Source organism: Amycolatopsis sp. NPDC051372, from assembly GCF_040682095.1.
Taxonomy (GTDB): Bacteria; Actinomycetota; Actinomycetes; order Mycobacteriales; family Pseudonocardiaceae; genus Amycolatopsis.
In genome coordinates, this window is record NZ_JBFBAF010000007.1 from 85,683 (window position 1) to 104,636 (window position 18,954).

At 71.7% G+C, this 18,954-nt stretch carries 21 protein-coding genes; 10 read left to right on the forward strand and 11 right to left on the reverse strand.

Annotation, left to right across the window (positions count from 1 at the left end; genetic code table 11):
• Positions 1–98: 98 nt before the first annotated feature.
• On the reverse strand, positions 99–341 hold the full coding sequence (locus AB0M56_RS12780; protein WP_364174416.1) for a DUF3039 domain-containing protein: 243 nt from the start codon (positions 339–341) through the stop codon (positions 99–101).
• A gap of 95 nt (positions 342–436) precedes the next feature.
• On the opposite strand from AB0M56_RS12780, the gene AB0M56_RS12785 reads away from it, so the two are divergent.
• The 4 genes from AB0M56_RS12785 to AB0M56_RS12800 are packed head-to-tail and all read left to right on the forward strand — an operon-like array spanning position 437 to position 3,365.
• Positions 437–931: a pyridoxamine 5'-phosphate oxidase family protein gene (locus AB0M56_RS12785; protein ID WP_364174419.1), complete on the forward strand. Its 495-nt coding sequence runs from the start codon at positions 437–439 to the stop codon at positions 929–931.
• Positions 928–1,575 (forward strand): hypothetical protein, encoded by a 648-nt coding sequence (locus tag AB0M56_RS12790; protein WP_364174422.1) that lies wholly within the window; start codon positions 928–930, stop codon positions 1,573–1,575. Before AB0M56_RS12785 ends, AB0M56_RS12790 begins: the two co-directional genes overlap by 4 nt.
• Positions 1,576–1,584: 9 nt before the next feature.
• Positions 1,585–2,499 carry a pseudouridine-5'-phosphate glycosidase gene (locus AB0M56_RS12795; protein ID WP_364174425.1) on the forward strand — a complete coding sequence of 305 codons (915 nt, stop codon included), beginning with the start codon at positions 1,585–1,587 and terminating at the stop codon, positions 2,497–2,499.
• Positions 2,496–3,365 (forward strand): carbohydrate kinase family protein, encoded by an 870-nt coding sequence (locus tag AB0M56_RS12800; RefSeq protein ID WP_364174428.1) that lies wholly within the window; start codon positions 2,496–2,498, stop codon positions 3,363–3,365. Before AB0M56_RS12795 ends, AB0M56_RS12800 begins: the two co-directional genes overlap by 4 nt.
• 58 nt (positions 3,366–3,423) lie before the next feature.
• Here the strand turns inward: AB0M56_RS12800 and AB0M56_RS12805 are convergent, their stop codons facing one another.
• Positions 3,424–3,750, reverse strand: a complete 327-nt coding sequence (locus AB0M56_RS12805; RefSeq protein ID WP_364174431.1) for a DUF3099 domain-containing protein — start codon at positions 3,748–3,750, stop codon at positions 3,424–3,426.
• A 40-nt stretch (positions 3,751–3,790) separates the two neighbouring features.
• Complete coding sequence (locus AB0M56_RS12810; protein WP_364174433.1) at positions 3,791–5,074, reverse strand: amidohydrolase; 1,284 nt, start codon at positions 5,072–5,074, stop codon at positions 3,791–3,793.
• 19 nt (positions 5,075–5,093) lie between these two features.
• Here AB0M56_RS12810 and AB0M56_RS12815 point away from each other — a divergent pair, with 19 nt between their 5' ends.
• The 4 genes from AB0M56_RS12815 (at position 5,094) to AB0M56_RS12830 (ending at position 10,503) form a co-directional block, all read left to right on the forward strand.
• Positions 5,094–6,623 (forward strand): methyltransferase, encoded by a 1,530-nt coding sequence (locus AB0M56_RS12815; protein ID WP_364174436.1) that lies wholly within the window; start codon positions 5,094–5,096, stop codon positions 6,621–6,623.
• Positions 6,620–7,045, forward strand: a complete 426-nt coding sequence (gene dtd, locus AB0M56_RS12820; protein WP_364174438.1) for a D-aminoacyl-tRNA deacylase — start codon at positions 6,620–6,622, stop codon at positions 7,043–7,045. Before AB0M56_RS12815 ends, dtd begins: the two co-directional genes overlap by 4 nt.
• Before the next feature lie 312 nt (positions 7,046–7,357).
• On the forward strand, positions 7,358–8,389 hold the full coding sequence (locus tag AB0M56_RS12825; RefSeq protein ID WP_364174441.1) for a sigma-70 family RNA polymerase sigma factor: 1,032 nt from the start codon (positions 7,358–7,360) through the stop codon (positions 8,387–8,389).
• A 443-nt stretch (positions 8,390–8,832) separates the two neighbouring features.
• Positions 8,833–10,503, forward strand: coding sequence for a fumarate hydratase (locus AB0M56_RS12830; protein ID WP_364174444.1), 1,671 nt, complete (start codon positions 8,833–8,835; stop codon positions 10,501–10,503).
• 58 nt (positions 10,504–10,561) lie between these two features.
• On the opposite strand, the gene AB0M56_RS12835 is transcribed toward AB0M56_RS12830, so the two are convergent.
• The 8 genes from AB0M56_RS12835 to AB0M56_RS12870 all read right to left on the reverse strand — a co-directional run bounded on the left by AB0M56_RS12835 (position 10,562) and on the right by AB0M56_RS12870 (position 16,546).
• Positions 10,562–10,984: a MarR family transcriptional regulator gene (locus AB0M56_RS12835; RefSeq protein WP_220238307.1), complete on the reverse strand. Its 423-nt coding sequence runs from the start codon at positions 10,982–10,984 to the stop codon at positions 10,562–10,564.
• A 1-nt stretch (position 10,985) separates the two neighbouring features.
• Positions 10,986–12,440 carry an MFS transporter gene (locus tag AB0M56_RS12840; protein WP_364174447.1) on the reverse strand — a complete coding sequence of 485 codons (1,455 nt, stop codon included), beginning with the start codon at positions 12,438–12,440 and terminating at the stop codon, positions 10,986–10,988.
• Positions 12,441–12,535: 95 nt separating this feature from the next.
• The gene (locus tag AB0M56_RS12845) at positions 12,536–12,973 is read right to left on the reverse strand and encodes an SRPBCC family protein (RefSeq protein WP_364174450.1); all 438 of its coding nucleotides are present in this window, start codon (positions 12,971–12,973) and stop codon (positions 12,536–12,538) included.
• 177 nt (positions 12,974–13,150) lie between these two features.
• The gene (locus AB0M56_RS12850) at positions 13,151–13,657 is read right to left on the reverse strand and encodes a hypothetical protein (RefSeq protein WP_364174452.1); all 507 of its coding nucleotides are present in this window, start codon (positions 13,655–13,657) and stop codon (positions 13,151–13,153) included.
• Positions 13,658–13,698: 41 nt separating this feature from the next.
• The gene (locus AB0M56_RS12855) at positions 13,699–14,199 is read right to left on the reverse strand and encodes a hypothetical protein (RefSeq protein ID WP_364174455.1); all 501 of its coding nucleotides are present in this window, start codon (positions 14,197–14,199) and stop codon (positions 13,699–13,701) included.
• A gap of 79 nt (positions 14,200–14,278) precedes the next feature.
• Positions 14,279–14,947, reverse strand: a complete 669-nt coding sequence (locus tag AB0M56_RS12860) for a phosphonatase-like hydrolase (protein ID WP_364174458.1) — start codon at positions 14,945–14,947, stop codon at positions 14,279–14,281.
• Positions 14,944–16,071, reverse strand: coding sequence for a TIGR03364 family FAD-dependent oxidoreductase (locus tag AB0M56_RS12865; RefSeq protein WP_364174461.1), 1,128 nt, complete (start codon positions 16,069–16,071; stop codon positions 14,944–14,946). Before AB0M56_RS12865 ends, AB0M56_RS12860 begins: the two co-directional genes overlap by 4 nt.
• A gap of 94 nt (positions 16,072–16,165) precedes the next feature.
• On the reverse strand, positions 16,166–16,546 hold the full coding sequence (locus tag AB0M56_RS12870) for a DoxX family protein (RefSeq protein WP_364174464.1): 381 nt from the start codon (positions 16,544–16,546) through the stop codon (positions 16,166–16,168).
• A 135-nt stretch (positions 16,547–16,681) separates the two neighbouring features.
• Between AB0M56_RS12870 and AB0M56_RS12875 the strand changes: the two genes are divergently transcribed.
• Both AB0M56_RS12875 and AB0M56_RS12880 read left to right on the forward strand, forming a co-directional pair.
• On the forward strand, positions 16,682–17,905 hold the full coding sequence (locus AB0M56_RS12875; RefSeq protein WP_364174467.1) for an amino acid permease: 1,224 nt from the start codon (positions 16,682–16,684) through the stop codon (positions 17,903–17,905).
• Positions 17,906–18,046: 141 nt separating this feature from the next.
• Positions 18,047–18,853: a serine protease gene (locus tag AB0M56_RS12880; protein WP_364174469.1), complete on the forward strand. Its 807-nt coding sequence runs from the start codon at positions 18,047–18,049 to the stop codon at positions 18,851–18,853.
• Positions 18,854–18,954 lie beyond the last annotated feature (101 nt).

The following is an 18,954-nucleotide window of genomic DNA, read 5'->3' on the forward strand; positions in this document are numbered from 1 at the left end:
GCTCCACAGCCACCGGGTGAATGATTTTCACGTTTGTTCGCCCGGGCGTGCCTGAGCGGCCACGCCCGGGGCGGGTCGTCGGGACCTGCTCGTCGTGCCTACTTGTCCCCGCCGGGGCGAAGGCCGTCGTAGATCTCCTTGCAGGCCGGGCAGACCGGGGAACCCGGCTTGGGCGACTTCGTGACCGGGAAGACCTCGCCGCAGAGCGCCACCACGTGCGTGCCCATGACCGCGCTCTCGGCGATCTTGTTCTTGCGCACGTAGTGGAACATCTTCGGGGAGTCGTCGTCAGTCGACTCGGTGCTGTCGGTCTCCGGCTTCGTCAGCGTCTCGGTGCTCACGAGTCCATCATGCCTCAGTCACGCGGGTGCCGGAATCACCGGCCGTGCGACTATCGTCAGTGCACTCACGGGCGCCGGAGGGCGGGAGCCGCGTCATGGACGGACCGATCGCGACCAGGCCGCACATGCCGGGCTACGGCATCGCACCCGCTTCGGCCGGGCTGCTGCCGTGGCACTGGGCCGACGAGCGGCTGCGCACCTCCCACGACTACTGGCTCGCCACCGTCACACCCGCGGGCCTGCCCCACCTCATGCCCGTGTGGGCCGTGTGGACCGGCGCGGTGCTGTGGTTCTCCTCGTCGCTGCGCTCGGTGAAGGCGCGCAACGTCGCGGCCGGCTCGGCCGTGTCCGTCGCGACGGAGGACCCCGAGGAGCCGGTGGTGGTCAGTGGCCCGGCCGAGCTCGCATCCGACGCGAAGGAGATCCGCGAATTCCTCGACGCGATGAACGCCAAGTACGACACGGGGTACGGGATCGACTTCCTCGACCCGGCCGTGAACGCGTCCGTGCGGGTGCGGCCCGAGACGGTGTTCGCCTTGCGGGAGAAGGACTTCACGACTTCCCCGACGCGCTGGGAGTTCACTTCGTGACGGCCTGGGGCGCCGCGGTCGCGCACGTGGGCGGCGACGAGGACGTGGCCCGCGAGGCCTGGCGCGAGCTCGAAGCACGCTACGGCGAACCACACCGCCACTACCACGACCTCGCCCACGCCTCGGCCGTCGCGCGCGACGGTGCGCAGCTGGCCGCCGAAGCCGGCGTCGGCCCCGACGAGTGCGCCGCCGTCGCACTGGCCGCGTGGGCGCACGACGTGGTCTACGACGCCGTGCCGGGCGAGGACGAACGCGCGAGCGCGGCCTGGCTGCGCCGCTGGCTCACCCGGGCGGGCGCCGGCGCGCACCACGTCGGGCGCGCCGAGGCCCTCGTGCTCGCCACCGCGGCCCACGAAGCGCCGGAAGACGACGAAGCGGCCACCGCCCTGCTCGACGCCGACCTCGCCATCCTCGGCGCCACCCCCGCGGTCTACGCCGGGTACGCCGCCGCCGTCCGCCGCGAGTACGCGAAGTACGACGACCCGGTCTGGGCCGCCGGGCGCGCCGCGGTGCTGGCGAACCTGCTGGCCCGGCCCCTGCTGTACCGCAGCGAATCCGCGCGGGCCCGCTGGGAGACGGCTGCGCGGCGCAACCTGGCGGCCGAGCTGACCCGCTGGCGGGAGTACGCCGGCGATCACCGATGATGTCCGTCCGTGACCACACAACTCTTCCTCCACGAGGAGGTCGCCTCGGCGTTGCGTGACGGCCACCCCGTCGTCGCCCTCGAGAGCACCATCCTGTCGCACGGGCTGCCCCACCCCCGCAACCTCGACGTCGCCCACCGCCTCGAGCAGGTCGTGCGCGACGGCGGCGCCGTGCCGGCCACGATCGCCGTGCTCGACGGGCGTCCGGTGATCGGCCTGTCGCCCGCCGAGCTGGAGCGCGTGTGCGCGCCCGGCGCCGGGCTGGACAAGCTCTCGCTGCGCGACCTCGGCCCGGCCGTCGGCCTCGGCCGCTCGGGCGCGACCACCGTGGCCGGCACGTCGGCGCTGGCCGCGGCGGCCGGGATCGGCGTCTTCGCCACCGGCGGCCTCGGCGGGGTGCACCTCGGCGCGGCGCAGAGCTGGGACGTGTCGGCGGACCTCGGTGTGCTCGCGAAGGTGCCGACGGTCGTGGTGTGCTCCGGCGTGAAGTCGGTGCTCGACATCGCGGCGACGCTGGAAGTGCTGGAGACCAACTCCGTGCCGGTGCTCGGCTACCGCACCGACGAGTTCCCCGCGTTCTACCTGCGCTCGTCGGGCCACCCGGTCGGCTGGCGCGTGGACGACGCGGAGGAAGCCGCCGCCGTGATCGCCGCGCACCGCGCGTACGCGGATTCCGGTGTGCTGCTGACGAACCCGATCCCAGAAGAGTCCGAAATGGACCGCGAGGTGCACGACCGGCTGCTGGCCGACGGGCTCGCGAAGCTGCGCGAAGGCGGCGTGCACGGCTCCGATGTGACGCCCGTGCTGCTGGAGCACTTCCACACCGCGAGCGGCGGCGTGAGCATCGACGCCAACGAAGCCCTGGTGCTCAACAACGCCAAGCTCGCCACCGAGGTCGCCGTCGCAGCGGCGGTGCGCGCGTGACCGGCATCGTGGTGGTCGGCGACGCCGGCCTCGACGTGGTCGCCCGCCACGACGAACCGCTCCCCCACGGCGGCGACGCCCGGGCACAGATCCGGTTCACCGGCGGCGGCGCGGGCGCGAACACCGCGCTGTGGCTGCGTTTCCTGGGCGCCGACACCACGCTCGTGGCCCGCATCGGCGACGACTCGGGCGGCCGGCTGATCAAGGCCGAGCTGGAGGCGACGGGCGTGCGCTGCGCGTTCGCGGTCGACCCCGAGGCCGCCACCTGCTGCGTCGTCGTGATGGTGGACGCCGAAGGACAGCGCAGCATGCTCGCCGACCGCGGCGCGAACAAGCGGTTCCGGCCCGAGGACGTGACGCCCGAGGCGCTGGCCGGCGCGAGTCACCTGCACCTGTCGGGCTACGTGCTGCTCGACCCGTCGTCGCGGCCCGCGGGCCTCGCGGCACTGGCGGCGGCGAAGGAGGCCGGGCTCACCACGTCGGTCGACCCGCAGGCGGCGGCGCACATCCACGACCCGGCGGCGTTCCTCGACGACGTGCGCGGCACCGACCTGCTCATGCCCAACACCGAGGAACTGGTGGCGCTCACGGGTTCGGCCGATCCGCTGTCGGCCAAGGAACTGCTCGGCACCGTCGGCGCGGTCGTCGTGACGGCCGGCCTCGGCGGCGCCGCGTGGGTCGACGCCCACGGCGTGACCACCGTGCCGGCGGTCGAGGCCGAGTGCGTGGACTCCACGGGCGCGGGCGACGCGTTCGACGCGGGTGTGCTCACCACGTGGCTCGCCGGGCAGTCCACTGTGGATGTCCTGCGCGAGGGGACGCGGCTGGGCGCGCTGGCCGTGAGCTGCCTCGGCCCCCAGCCCTGAGCCTGAAAACCCGTGGGTGCTGCCGGCGAGAACCGGCGGCAGCACCCACGAGCGGGCTTCAGCCGTCGATCACCCGGTGTTCGCGGTTCTCGATCTGCTTCGCCTCCCGCTCGTAGCGGTTGACGTTCTGCGTCTTGCGCGGCGGCCGGTCGTTGGCGATCAACACCGCGATCCACGGCAGCGGCACGGAGATCACGAGGAACGTGACCGCGAGCCACCACGTGTGGTAGGTCAGCCCGGCCAGGATCAGGCACGGAATGCGGCACACCATCATGATGATGTACTTCTTCTTGCGTGCGGCCAGCTGATCGTCGTAGGACGGCTCCGCCTCGGTGATCAGCACCGGGGCCGGGCGGGGATCGGAACCTCGGGCGGGCTCGTTCACAGCACCACCTCCACGTCTTCCATGCTCCCACTCCGGGCCGTCATCCGACACCCGGGTGGGACATCCGTGACAACGCGGCGACGACGAGCGTCTCCACGCCCGCGCGGAGCGTCGGGTGCAGGATCGGCGCGAAGCGCGGCGAGTGGTTCGACGGGATGTCGCTCTCGAACCGCCCCTCGGTCATCGCCGTGATCACCTCCTGCGGTTCGAGGCCCCCGACCAGCCAGAACACCGACGGCACCCCGGCCGCCGCACCGAACTCGCCGAAGTCCTCACTGCCGGTCACGAGCGGCGCCGGCAGCACGGTGCCCTCGTCGAAGTGCCCGCGAAACATCTCGGTGAGCTCGTCGGAAGCGGTCTCGTCGTTCGAGGTGGCCGGATAGGAATTGAGCAGCTCGATCGTCGGCGGCTTCGGCGCGTTCGCGCCCACGGCCTCGGCGTTCACGATGCGTTCGATGGCCGCGCGCAGCCGCAGCAGCACCGCGTCGTCGAAGGCGCGGGTGTTGACTTCGAGCACGGCGTCGTCGGCGATGACGTTGCCGACCGAGCCGACGTGAAGCGAGCCGACGGTGACCACCGCCGGTTCGGTGGCCGCGACCTCGCGGGAGACCACCGTCTGCAGCTTCAGCACCACCGACGCCGCCATCACGGCCGGGTCGACGGTGGTCTCGGGCCGCGAGCCGTGGCCGCCGCGCCCGTGCAGCGTGATGCGCAGCGTGTCGGAGGCCGCCATGAGCACACCCGGCCTGGTGAGGACCCAGCCGGCCGGACCGGGCACGAGGTGCTGGCCGAAGACCACGTCGGGGCGCCCGGCGAGGTCGAACAGCCCGTCGGCGATCATCTCGGAGGCACCGCCGTTCCCCTCTTCCGCGGGCTGGAACACGGCCAGCAACGTCCCCGCCCAGTCCTCGCGCGCGGCGGCGAGCAGGCTCGCGGCGCCCGACAGCCAGGTCGCGTGCATGTCGTGCCCGCAGGCGTGCATCACGGGCACGTCCTTGCCCGACTCGTCGACGCCGCGCGCGGTGCTCGCGTAGTCGAGGCCGGTCTTCTCCTCGACCGGCAGCGCGTCGATGTCGGCGCGCAGCATCACCGTGGGGCCTTCGCCGTTGCGCAGCACGCCGACCACGCCGGTGCGGCCGACGCCGGGGTGGACCTCGAACCCGTCGGCCTCGAGCCGGCGCGCCAGCTCGGCCGCGGTGCGGGTCTCGGCGAACGCCAGCTCGGGGTGGCGGTGGAAGTCGACGTAGAGCGCCTCCAGGCCGGGCAGGGCCGCGGCGAGCGGAGCGAGGACACGTTCGACGGCATGGGAGGTCACGGAACCCATCGTGGCAGGCTTACCCACCGTGAGCACGAACACGCCTCTGCCCGACCTGTCCGACGACGTCTGCGCGCGGTTGCGCGAGGCCTTCCGGCGCGCCGACTACGACGCCGACGGGGTGGTCGACGCCCTCGGCAGCGCCGCCCACGCGGCGCTCGGCCGCGGCGAGCCCGAGCCCGCCCGGCGCGCGAGCCTCGACGCGGGCGACCTCGGCACGCTCGTGCGGCTGTTCCTGCTCGGCCTCACCGAGTCCGAAAAGTCCGTTGAGTCCGCTTTTTCGCCGCTGACACCGGAAGCCGCCGTCGCAGCGGGGATCCTCGCGACCGCTGAGACTTCTCATGACGGCGACGGGTACAAAGCCGCCCTCGACATCCGCCCGCACGGCGACGAGGAGGGCTCCTGGTGGGTCGTGGCCGACCTCGACGCCGACCTGCTCGGCCACGTCGTGCCCGAGGACCACGTGCTCGGCGTCGGCCACGCGTCGCTCAGCCTCATCCGCGCCACCAGCCGGCGCCCGGTCGGCACACTGCTCGACGTCGGCACCGGCAACGGCGTGCAGGCCCTGCACGCCACGCGCCACGCCCGGCGCGTGACGGCCACGGACGTCTCCGCGCGGGCGCTCGCGCTGGCCGCCGGCACGTTCCGGCTCAACGAGCTCGACGTGGAACTGGTGCGCGGCGAGTGGTTCGCGCCGGTCGCGCGCCGCCGGTTCGACCAGATCGTGTGCAACCCGCCGTTCGTGGTCGGACCGCCGCGCGTGGACTACACCTATCGCGACTCGGGCCTGGCCGGCGACGACGCCAGCGCACTCGTCGTGCGCCAGCTTCCGGGGTTCCTCAACGACGGCGGCACCGGGCAGCTACTGGCTTCCTGGCTCCACACGGGTGGCGAAGACTGGGCCGATCGGGTGGCGCGCTGGCTGCCGGCGGAAACCGACGCGTGGTTCGTGCAGCGCGATGTCGCCGACCCCGCGCTGTACGTGGGCACCTGGCTGCGCGACGAGGGCATCGACCCGCGCTCGCCCGAAGGCCGGGTGAAGGCCGCCGCGTGGCTCGACTGGTTCACCGAGAACCGCGTGCAGGGCATCGGCTTCGGCTTCGTCACGCTGCGCCGCGCGGCCGGGAAGACGCCGACCGTGGTGTGCGAAGACCTGCGCCAGGCTTACGACGACCCACTGGGCCCGGAGGCGGCGAACTGGCTCGACCGCGTCGACTGGCTGCGCACGCACGGCGACGAGCTCATGGGCACCGCCTTCCGCGTGCCCGACAGCGTGCTGCTGGAACGCGTCGACTCCCCCGGCGACGAGGGCTGGGAGACCACCGTGCGGCGCCTACACCGCACCGACGGGCCCGGGTGGCAGCACGAGGTCGACGAGCTCGCCACGCGGCTGCTGGCGGGCTGCCGGGGCGTGCTGGCACTGGAGGACCTCGTGGAACTGCTGGCGGCCGCGCAGGGCCTCGACCCGGCCGAGCTGGCCGCTGCCGCGCTGCCCGTGGTGCGCGAGCTCGTGCGGCACGGGATGCTCGTGCCGGCTTCGGTTCTGACGTCACGGTGAAGGCCGTCGCGGCGCGCGTCACCCGGGCGAGTGTGACGGTCGACGGAGAGGTGACGGGCGCGTTCGAAGAACCGGGACTGTTGGTGCTGCTGGGAATTCACGCCGACGACGATCGGGTGAAAGCGGCGACGATGGCGCGCAAGCTCCACGAACTGCGGATCCTGCGCGACGAGCAGTCCTGCGCGACCGCGGGCGCGCCGTTGCTGGTGGTGTCCCAGTTGACGCTCTACGGCGACACGCGCAAGGGCCGCCGGCCGTCCTTTGTCGCCGCCGCGCGCCCGGAAGTGGCCGAGCCCCTGGTGGACGCCGTGGTGCAGGAGTTGCGTGACCGTGGGGCTTCCGTGGCCACCGGGCGCTTCGGCGCCATGATGGCGGTGGAGAGCGTGAACGACGGTCCGTTCACCGTTCTCGTCGAGGTCTAGACCACTGTCTCCTCGGTGCCCGGGAACGTAACCGGGCACGAAGAGGTTCACCCCGTGCGCGGATTCTCATGGAATTCTCATGATTATTCCCGCTGTGGCACGCTTCTCAGCAAAAGCTCAGTTTTGGTGGAGCAACCAGGCGACGGGTGTGGCCGTCCTTTCTTCAGAAGCCGGGAACGTTTTGGAAACCCGGCGCGTTACCACAAGTGTCCAGCTAAGCCGGCTGGGCCGGAGGCCAGGGTTTCCACAGGGCCCGACACCAAGGCACAGCACCGGCGAGACACGTTCAGCCCGTGACCGGGGAGGCAGAGAATGTCAGTCCAGACTCTCGAACGCGAAGCGCGCGGGATTCGCGAGCGTGGGATTCCAGCACAGCAGAACGAGGAGCCCGTGAGTGTGGGGACGCTCACGGACGCCGACCTCGACGCCCAGAGCCCGGCCGCCGATCTGGTGCGTGTGTACCTGAACGGCATCGGCAAGACCGCGCTGCTCACCGCGGCCGACGAGGTCGAGCTGGCCAAGCGCATCGAGGCGGGCGTGTTCGCGAAGCACATGCTCGACACCGCCGAAGACCTCACGACCAAACGCCGCACCGAGCTCACCGCGCTGGTGCGCGACGGGCACGTGGCGAAGAACCACCTGCTGGAGGCCAACCTCCGCCTCGTGGTCTCGCTCGCGAAGCGCTACACCGGCCGGGGGATGCCGCTGCTCGACCTGATCCAGGAGGGGAACCTGGGTCTGATCCGCGCCGTGGAGAAGTTCGACTACTCCAAGGGGTTCAAGTTCTCGACCTACGCCACCTGGTGGATCCGCCAGGCCATCACCAGGGGGATGGCCGACCAGGGTCGCACCATCCGGCTGCCGGTCCACCTCGTGGAGCAGGTCAACAAGCTCGCCCGCATCCGCCGCGACCTGCACCAGCAGCTCGGCCGTGACGCGACGCACGACGAGCTGGCCTCCGAATCGGGCATCCCGGTCCACAAGATCGCGAACCTGCTCGACCAGTCGCGCGACCCGGTGAGCCTCGACATGCCCGTGGGCGCCGAGGAAGACGCCCCGCTGGGCGATTTCATCGAGGACTCGGAAGCGACCGACGCCGAGAGCGCCGTCATCTCCGGCCTCCTGCAGGACGACCTGCGCCGCGTCCTCGCGACGCTCGACGACCGCGAGCAGCACGTCATCCGCCTGCGCTACGGCCTGGACGACGGCCAGCCCCGCACGCTGGACCAGATCGGCAAGCACTTCGGTCTCTCGCGCGAGCGCGTGCGTCAGATCGAGCGTGAGGTCATGGCGAAGCTTCGCCAGGGCGAGCGGGCCGACCGCCTGCGCGCGTACGCGTCGTAAGCATCAGTAGTCCGAAGACCCCGTGGCCCCCGGTCCACGGGGTCTTCGGCGTTTCAGGGAGTTCGCAAGATCGCGGGCGTGAGCGGCGAGCGATCACCGGCGTTTGAGGCTGTTGGTGACTGGGTAGCAAGGTGTGGGCAACACCCGTTCGGCCGCGTTGACTTATGACCTACGTCACGAGACTGTCGTGCCAGGCGAACGGAACGCCAGGTGAGCCACGCGGAACGGGTGTACGCATCCGTCCGCTTTCCCCGGGAGGTCGGGTCCGTCGGGGTGGACCCGGCCTCCCGAACCAAACTCCGGGGGCCGCGCGGACGGCCGTCGGGCAGCCGCGAACGACCCGGGCCGAGTGCCCTGCAACACAGTCGTCGCGCGGGTGTGCGGGGAGCCGGGGGTCGCTGAGTACCGTGGTCGGATCCCGATCAGGGCAAAGGAGCCTGGCTGTGCCGTCCACCACGTTTCAGCACACCGAAGTCCTGCCGCTCGGCAAGGACACCACCACCGAGTACCGGCTCGTCACGGCCGACGGCGTCGAAACCGTCGAAGCGGCCGGCCGGAAGTTCCTCAAGGTCGACCCCGGGGCGCTGACCACGCTCGCCCGCACGGCCATCACGGACATCCAGCACCTGTTGCGTACGTCACACCTGCAGCAGCTGCGGGCGATCGTCGACGACCCCGAGGCGAGCGGCAACGACCGGTTCGTCGCGATGGACCTGCTGCGCAACGCGGCCATCTCGGCCGGCGGCGTGCTGCCGATGTGCCAGGACACCGGCACGGCCATCGTCATCGGCAAGCGGTCCGAGGGCGTCCTCACCGGCGGCGACGACGAGCGGGCCCTGTCGGAGGGCATCTTCGACGCCTACCAGCAACTGAACCTGCGCTACTCGCAGATGGCGCCGACCAACTTCTGGGACGAGCGCAACACGGGAACGAACCTGCCCGCGCAGGTCGAGCTCTACCACAAGGACAACACAGCCGGGGAATCGTCAGATCCTTCCTACGAGTTCCTGTTCATGGCCAAGGGCGGCGGGAGCGCGAACAAGACGTTCCTGTACCAGGAGACCAAGGCCGTGCTGAACCCCAAGCGGCTCGCCCGGTTCCTGGACGAGAAGCTGCGCAGCCTCGGCACCGCGGCGTGCCCGCCGTACCACCTGGCGATCGTCGTCGGCGGCATGTCGGCCGAGTTCAACCTGAAGGTCGCGAAGCTTGCCTCGGCGCGCTACCTCGACACGCTGCCGACCGAGGGTTCCGAGCTGGGCCACGCGTTCCGCGACCCGAACCTCGAGCAGCAGGTGCTGGAGATGACGCGCCAGTTCGGCATCGGCGCGCAGTTCGGCGGCAAGTACTTCTGCCACGACGTGCGCGTGATTCGCCTCCCCCGCCACGGAGCTTCGTGTCCGGTCGGCATCGCGGTCTCGTGTTCGGCCGACCGTCAGGCCAAGGCGAAGATCACCGCCGACGGCGTGTTCATCGAGCAGCTCGAGCGCGACCCGGCGCGGTTCCTGCCGGACGTGACCGAGGACGACCTGTCCGACGAGGTCGTGAGCGTGGACCTCAACCGCCCCATGGACGAGATCCGCGCGCAGCTCTCGCAGCTGCCGGTGAAGACGCGGCTGTCGCTGTCGGGGCCGCTGGTCGTCGCGCGCGACATCGCGCACGCGAAGATCGCCGAGCGGCTCGACGCCGGCGAGGAGATGCCGCAGTACCTCAAGGACCACCCGGTGTACTACGCCGGCCCGGCGAAGACGCCCGACGGCTACGCGTCCGGTTCGTTCGGCCCCACCACGGCCGGGCGCATGGACTCCTATGTCGAGCAGTTCCAGGCCGCGGGCGGCTCGATGGTGATGCTCGCGAAGGGCAACCGCTCCAAGCAGGTCACGGCCGCCTGCCAGAACCACGGCGGCTTCTACCTCGGCTCGATCGGCGGCCCGGCCGCGCGGCTGGCCAAGGACTGCATCAAGAAGGTCGACGTGCTCGAGTACCCCGAGCTCGGCATGGAAGCCGTGTGGAAGATCGAGGTCGAGGACTTCCCCGCCTTCATCGTCATCGACGACAAGGGCAACGACTTCTTCGCCGCCACCAGCGAACCGGTGCTGCAGATCAGCTTCCGCTAGCCGAACAGAACCGGCGCCCCCGCCCACCGAGCCCGGTGAGCGGGGGCGCCGTCTTCGGTCAGTCGTCGGTGATCTGCGCGGTGAGGCGGTCCAGCTCGGCCAGTTCCGCCGACGACAGCGCGAGCATCGACTTCGGCGGCTCCCCCAGGATGCGCTCGGCCCGTTCCGCGGCCACGGCGCCGGGGGCCGTGACGGTGACGACCCGGCTGCGCCGGTCCTCCGGGTGCGGTTCCCGCAGCACTAGGCCGCGGCGGACGAGCTCGTCGACCACGTGCGTGGTGTAGGGCCGGTCGGTGTTGAGCTGCTCGGTGAGCTCGCTCATCGTCAGCGGCCTGGCCGCGACCCGGCGCAGCGCCTTGATCTTGATGAAGCTCATGCCGAGCGCCTCGCACACCTCGCGTTTGCGCTCGTGCCGGTCGAGGACGAGGGCCCGCAGCCGAGCCCACACGCGGGTCGCGATCTCGTGGTCGTCGGCGCTCATGTCAGGCCTTCACCAGTCCCGTGTCGGCTTCCTCTTCGACGCCCACACGCCGCGCCGTGGCGTATGCCCAGCGCGTGGTGGTCACCAGCCCCAGCACGAGCACCAGCAGCCCGCAGCCACCGATGATCCACCAGCCGGCGTGGCTGGCGGCCGCGAGGCCCTCGGCGAACGGGCCGTGGACGCGGGCGGTGACGACCGCACCGATCACCGCGACACCGAGTGACGTGCCGACCTGCCGGCTCGTCGACGCGATCGCCGCGGCCACGCCGGCCTGCGCCCGCGGCATCCCGGACACCGCCGCGTAGGTGATGGGGGCGTTGACCAGCCCGAACCCGATGCCGAACACGACGTAGGCGATGATCAGCCGCCACAGCGGCGTGGTCGAAGACAGGTCGAGCATCAGCAGCGCGCCGATCACGGTGCCGATGCCCGCGCCCACCAGCGGCAGCCGCGCGCCGCGGGTGCCCACGAGCCGGCCGGAGATGGGCGCGCAGATCGCGCACATGATGGCCATCGGCAGTGTCAACAGGCCCGCGTGCAGCGCGCTGAAGCCGCGGGTGTCCTGCAGGTAGAGCGAGTTGAGGAAGAGGAACCCGGCCATCGCCGCGATGCCGGACACGGCGGTGAGCGTGGCGCCCGAGAATGGCGCGCTGCGGAAGAACCGGGGCTCCAGCAACGGGTCCCGCCGCCTTCGTTCGTACGGCACGAACACGGCCAGCGAGACCAGCGCGAGCACGAACGCGACGAGGATCCGCGGCGAGCCGTACCCGAGATCGCGGCCTTCGATGATGCCGTAGGTGAGCCCGGCGAGGAACACGATCACCAGCAGCTGGCCCACCGGGTCGATCCGGCGCGGCCGCGGCGCGCGCGACTCCGGCACGAACACCGCGGTGAGCACGACGGCCGCGATGACCACCGGCACGTTGATCCAGAAGATCGACCGCCAGCCGGCCGCGCCCACGAGGACACCGCCCAGCACCGGGCCCACGGCCATGGACAGCCCCATCGTGGCGCCCCACATGCCGATCGCGCGCCCGCGCTCCTTCGGGTCGGTGAAGGTGTTGGTGACGATCGACATCGCCACCGGGTTGAGCATCGAGCCGCCGACGGCCTGCAACGCGCGGAACGCGATGAGCAGCCCCACACTGGGGGCGACACCGCAGAGCAGCGAGCCGACGCCGAACAGCACCAGGCCCGTCTGGAACGTGCGCCGCCGCCCGAGCCGGTCGGCCGTCGACCCCGACAGCATCAGCAGGCTCGCGAGCACGAGCGTGTAGGCGTCGATCGTCCACTGCAGGCTCGACACCGACGCGCCCAGGTCGTGCTGGATGGAGGGCAGCGCCAGGTTCACGATCGTGTTGTCGAGCCCGACGATGAACAGGCTCATGCAGCAGACCGCCAGCACGATCTGCCGCCGACGACGGCTGAGCTCCGGCACGGCACCCCTCAAGGTCATCACGGAAGTTAGTTGTAGAACCCTAACATTTAGCACACTACAACTAACTGTCCGCGCCTACCGCCGAACGCGGTACAGCTCACGCCGCATTGCGGTCAGCCAGGGAACATCTTCGTAAGCCGGGCGAGGGTCTTCTCGATGCCGTCGGCGTTGCGCTTGGGGTAGCCCATCAGCTTCAGCGCCAGCGGTGAACGGGCGGTGGAGTAGTCGAACGTCTCCGTCACGGTGGTCCGGCCGTCGCCCGCGGGCTCCAGCAGCCAGCGCCAGCGGTGGCCCCCGAAATGGCGCCACGCGATGAGCCGGTTCTCCTCGAACTCCACCACGGTGTTGCTGATTCGGTACGGCGCGCCCATTTTCATGTCCATCCCGAACGTCGCGCCGAGCGAAAGCCGCGAGGGAGCGCCGTCACGGCCGGCGCGAACGGTGCCGGACCCGTCGATCAATGGGTGGTTGGCCGGATCGGCGAGCAGGTCGAAGAGCTGCTCCGGCGAGGCGGCGACGACGGCGGTGCGCGAGATCTGGCGGGTACCCATGCCCGGTGAGCCTAGGGCTCCGTCGGCGCACTCACGATTCGGACTGCGGGCGCCGCGGGGAAGATCACCCAGGTGCCAAGGTGGGAGGTGGCACCCGGGTGACCGTCCGGCCGGTGCCGGGCGGCTCGGGCCAAAGCCCCCCGAACGAGCCGCGCAGCGCCGGCATTTGCGAAGCCGTCACCGAGGCGGTGACTGCTTCAGGACCACCGTCCGCTCGCCGAGCGGCGCGGCGAGCGCGACGGAGATGTAGGGATAACGCAGGTCCATCGTGCACATCTGGCCGGTCTGCGCCTTGGTCTCGCTCAGATCCAGCACCACGTGCTGAGCGGTCTGCTCGATCGCCTCGCCGAGGGCGTGGCCGCAGCCGCCCTCTTCGGCACGGACGTTGATGATCGTGCCGCCGTTGGCCGTGTAGACCTCGTGCGGGAAGCCCGGCGGCAGTGCCTTCGCGTCGACCTTGTCCGCAGGAACCGGCGTGCTGCCGGCCGGCACCTCGAGGCGCGGTTTGCCCGGCGGGTTGGGCAGGGGCTTCGGCACCGGCGACGGCGAGGTCGAGATGCTGCCGCTCGGCGCGGCGGGGTCGCCTCCGGACGCCGGGTTCGTGGCCATGGTCCCCTGGGCGCCGCAGGCTGTCACCGTGGCGAGGATCAAGCCTGTGCCGACGAGCTTCGTCAAGTACCTCATGAGCCAAGGACGGAACGGGGGGAGCATCCGGTTGCATCCGCTCACGGGCCGGGGCGCAGCACCAGCTGCCGGCCACCGAGCGGCTCGGCCAGCGGCACGGGCAGCGACACCTCGCGCACGTGCATGGGGCACATCTGGCCGTGGGGCGCCTTGGTGACCGTGACGACCACGACGGCCTGCTGCGCGTTCTCCTCGCCGGCGGCGGCCATGATGTGGTCGCAGCCGGCCTCGTCGGCGTGGATCACGACGACCTTGCCGCCCTGCGCGAGCGTCACGTCGTGGGGATAGCCGGCGGGCAGCGCCGACGCGTCGATCTGGCCGGCCGCCGGTGCCGTGTCGCCGGGCGGCGGGCCCTGCGTCGGATGGGTCTGCGGCGGGCCGGACGGGGACGGCAGCGGCATCGGCGGGGGCAGCTTGGTGGAAGGCGGCACTGACGGCACCGACGGCACCGACGAAGAAGGCGACGAGCTCGCAGGGCCCGGTCCGGCCGGCGCGGCCCCTCCGCCGCCGCACGCCGCGGCCGAAAGCAGCAGAACGCTCACACCCAGGACTTTCACCATTGTCCGCATACCATGCGGACGGAATCCGGGCCGGGGTGGTTGCACGGGCCGGCCGGAAACTTCAGTCGAGCACGTCCGGCAGGTCGCGCACGGAGTCCAGCACGTGCGTCGCCCCGGCTCCGGTGAGTTCGGCGCGCGTGCCGGCGCCGGTCAGCACCCCGGCCACCACACGCGCGCCCGCGGACAAGCCGGTGCGCACGTCCGACTGCGTGTCCCCGGCGACGGCGACGCAACGCACGTCGGTGACGCCCAGGCGCAGCACGGCCGTGAGCACGAGGTCGGGGTACGGGCGGCCGCGCAGGCCCTCGCCCGGGGCGAGCGCGAGGTCGGCGAGGTCGCGCCAGCCCAGCGCCTCGAGGATCGTCTGCTGCGTGACGGCCGCGAAACCGGTGGTCAGCGCCACCTTCACGCCGCCGTGGCGCAGCCCGCGGATCACGTCCTCCGCGCCGGGCACGGGCTCGCACTCCCCCGCCGCGACGAGGTTGGCGTAGGCGCGTTCGAACTCGGCGTTGGCGCGCTGCGCGAGGTCCTCGGTCGGCAACAGAGCGCGGAAGACGGTGATCTTCGACTGGCCCATGGTGGCGTGCACGTGGGCGAGCATCGCCGGGAAGCGCTCGTCGGTTTCGGACACTCCGGCGCTCGCGATCGCGGCGGTGAAGGCGCGCACCACGAGACCGTCGTCGACGACGGTGGTGCCGGCGAGGTCCAGCACCACGAGCTCGGTCGTCACAGGCCCAGCTCCCGCGCGGTGTCCGCGGCGATCGCCGGCGAGCACGTCATGCCGCGACCGCCGGGCCCGGTGACGAGGAAAGCGTTGTCCGCCAAGCGTTCCCGGTGCACGATCGCGGCCGGGTCGAGTGCCTGGGCGTACACGCCGGCCCAGCGGCGGCGGATGCGCGGCAGCGGCCGGCCGAGCAGCGCGCCGGCGACTTCGGCGAGGTGCTCGTACGGGTCTTCGGTCACGTCGAAGCCGAAGGGCTGGTCGTACTCGTGCGTGTCGCCGATGGTGAGCGAGCCGTCGAGGCGCTGGACCATCAGCAGCTGCATCTTGTGGGCGGCGGCGACGTCGCCCTGGGGCTGGGTGCGGCCGAGCTCGGCGAGCGCGTCGCCGCGGAAGGCCGGGTAGTAGCGGAAGCTGTCGGCGTCGGCGACGCTCGTGGTCAGCGTCTCGCCGAGGGGCTCGGTCTGTGCCATCTGCAGCCGCACGCGGCGGACGGGGACCTCACCGGCGAGCTCGCGGACGAGGCCGGTGAGCCACGCTCCCGTGCAGAAGATCGTGACGTCGCCTTCGTGGTGGTCGCCGTGGTCGCCGTGGTCGTCGGTGACGCCGGTTTTGGTCAGCGTGCGGACTTCGCGGCTGGGCAGCCACGTGTAGCGGCCGGTCTTTCGCAGCGACGCGCGCAGGGCGGGCTGGGCGGTGCGGGGTTCGACGGCCGCATCGCGCTCGCACCACAGCGCGGCCATGAAGTCACCGCGCAGCGCCGGGTTCAGCCGGCGGGTCTCGGCCGGGGTGAGGAGTTTGAAGCCGCGCTCGGCCGCGTCGGCGTTCGTGGTCGCGGCTTCGGCGACGGCGCGCTCGGCTTCGGTGCGCAGGACCGTGAGCGAGCCGTTGGCGCGAAACCCCAGCGCCGGCGTCTGCTCGGCGATCGCCTGCCAGAGCTCGCGGGCGCGCAGCGCCGTGGTGAGCTCCGGACCGGCCGCGCGGCCGCTGACCCAGACGAGGCCGAAGTTGCGCACGGAGGCGCCGCGGGCTTCGGGCTCACGTTCGAGGTGGACGACGTCGTGGCCGCGGTGGATCGCCTGCCACGCGTGCATCGTGCCGAGGACGCCGCCACCGACGATGAGGATTCGCACGAGCGCCACGGTCGTTCAGCGGTGGGAATGGGGAGTTTCGCGGTGGGGAACGGAGAGTGAAGACGTGCGGTGCAGTGACTCGGGGTTGTATCCGTCAGAGGCGGCCGGTGGCGACGAACACCGCGAGGGCGAGGATCAGGGCGTTGACCGTGACGTTGCGCCACTCCGCGGCCTTGTGCCGGACGACCGCGAGGCGCGCGTGCATGGCCATGGCGCCGATCATCACCACGACCAGGCCGACGGCGGCCCAGCCCGTGAGGCTCGGTGCGACGCCGGTGAGCTGGGGCAGGATGAGGCCGACCACGGCGATGAGCTCGCAGATCGCGGTGAACCGGACCACGGGCAGCGGGTAGGCGGCGGCGCCGGTCTGGCCGGTTTCGAGCAGGCGCTCCCGTGACATCGTGGACTTGAGCGAGCCGGACAGGGCGAAGAGCAGGGCCAGGACGATCTGCCCGGTCCAGAGTGCGGCGTTCACAGGGTCTCCCTTCGAAGGACGGTCGCGAAGGGAACGAGGGAGCGCCGCGAGGTGTGACAGAGCTGATCTGCCGACCCGTCCGGCCGTCCGCTGTGGTTGGCTGTCGCTGCCCGTCACCGGTGAGAGGAACCCACGATGCCGCTCGCACGCCGGTTGGGGCTGGCCGATGCCGTGTTCCTCGGACTCGGGTCGATGGTCGGCGCGGGCGTGTTCGCGGCGTTCGCGCCCGCGGCCGGCGCCGCGGGGGCCGGGCTGCTGCCCGCGCTGGGGATCGCGGCGGTGGTGGCGTTCTGCAACGCGACGTCGTCGGCACGGCTGGCGGCGCGGCACCCGGAATCGGGCGGCACCTACGTGTACGGACGGGCGCGGCTCGGCGAGTTCTGGGGGTACCTCGCGGGCTGGGGGTTCGTCACCGGCAAGACCGCGAGCTGCGCGGCGATGACGCTGACCGTCGTGGCATACGCGGCCCCCGGGCTGGGGCAGCCGTGGCGCGCGGTGATCGCCGTCGGTGTCGTGGCGGCCGTGACGGGAGTCAACCTCCTCGGGGTGCACCGGTCGGCCCTGGCGACGCGGGTGATCGTGGTGGTCACGCTGGTGGTGCTGGCGGTGGCCGTCGCGAGTGCGGCCTCAGGTGGGTTCGTGGCCGAGCCGTTCGCGCCGTTCGACGGGAGCGGGGTGCTGACGGCGGCGGGGTTGCTGTTCTTCGCCTTCGCCGGTTACGCGCGGCTGGCGACGCTCGGGGAGGAAGTGCGAGACCCCGCGCGGACCATTCCGCGGGCGATCCCGCTCGCCCTCGGGCTGACGCTGGTGGTCTACACCGTGGTCGCCGTCGCCCTGCTGCTCACGCTCGGGCCGCAGCGGCTGGCGGCGAGCGCGGACCCGATCGCGGAGGCAGCGGCGCCGTGGCTCTCGCCGGTCGTGCGGGCCGGCGCGACGCTGGCGTCGCTGGGTTCGTTGCTGGCGCTGGTTCTCGGCGTCTCGCGCACGACGTTGGCAATGGCCCGTGACGGACACCTGCCGCGCGGGCTCGCGGTGGTGCACCCGCGGTTCGGGGTGCCGCAGCGGGCGGAGCTGGCGGTGGGCGTGGTGGTGGCGGTGCTCGCCACGACGGTGGATCTCCGCGGGGCGATCGGGTTTTCGTCGTTCGCGGTGCTGGCGTACTACGCGATCGCCAACGCGGCGGCGTTGCGGCTGCGGGCGGACGAGAACCCGGCGCCGCGGTTCGTCGCCGTGCTGGGGCTTTTCGGATGCGGGGTGCTGGCGTTCAGCCTGCCGTGGCCGTCGGTGGCGGCAGGGTGCGCGGCGCTGGCGCTCGGGGCGCTGGCCTACGCAGTGCGGCGGCCGACCGGCCGGCACTGAACCGGTTCCATGGCACGAGGGGACCGCTCGCCCGAAAGATCCGAAGAAAGTTGGTTGTCCGGTTGTCCGGGGTCTGGTGTAGTCGAGTCATCACTCCCCGTATCCCCGTTCCTATGTGGACACCGGAAGGACGGATCCCCCATGACCTTCAAGAGACGGTTCACCCTGCTCGGAAAAGCTCTCGTCGGCGTCACGGCGCTGGCCGCCGCGGTCGGGCTCGCGACCCCCGCCGTGGCCGGCCCGCCGCCGTCGACGAACGGCACCCAGGTGGTGGGCGGCAGCCGGGCAGCGCAAGGTGAGTTTCCTTGGATGGTAAGGCTTTCCATGGGCTGCGGCGGCGCGCTGTACACGCCGCAGATCGTGCTCACCGCCGCCCACTGCGTCTCGCGCACCGGCTCGAACTCGTCGATCACGGCGACGCTCGGCGTGGTCGATCTGCAGAGCTCCAGCGCGAAAAAGGTGCGCTCCAGCTACGTCTACCGGTCCACCACGTACGACACGACCGGCGGTGACTGGGCGCTGATCAAGCTCGCGAGCCCCGTCAGCGGCGTCCCGACGCTTCCGCTCGCATCCAGCGCTTCCCTGAACACCGGCACGTTCACTGCCGCGGGCTGGGGCGCCGCGACCGAGGGCGGCGCACAGCAGCGTTACCTGTTGAAGGCGCAGGTGCCGTTCGTCAACGACTCGACGTGCAAGGCGCAGGGCGGCGACTACTCCGGCCTCATCGCGAACGCGGAAATCTGCGCGGGCAACGTCTCCGCCGGCGGCGTCGACACGTGCCAGGGCGACTCCGGCGGCCCGATGTTCCGCCGCGACACGGCCGGCGAGTGGGTACAGGTCGGCATCACGAGCTGGGGCACCGGCTGCGCCCGCGCCCACGCGCCCGGCGTGTACACCGAGGTGACGAGCTTCGCGAGCGCGATCGCTTCGGCGGCTTCGAAGATCTGACCTCCTGCGGACCGGAAGCGGGGGGGGGCGGGGGGGGGCGGCGCGGGCGGAACGTGTGAGGCGGAGTAGACCCCATGGGGGGGATCGGGGGAGCCCCAGGG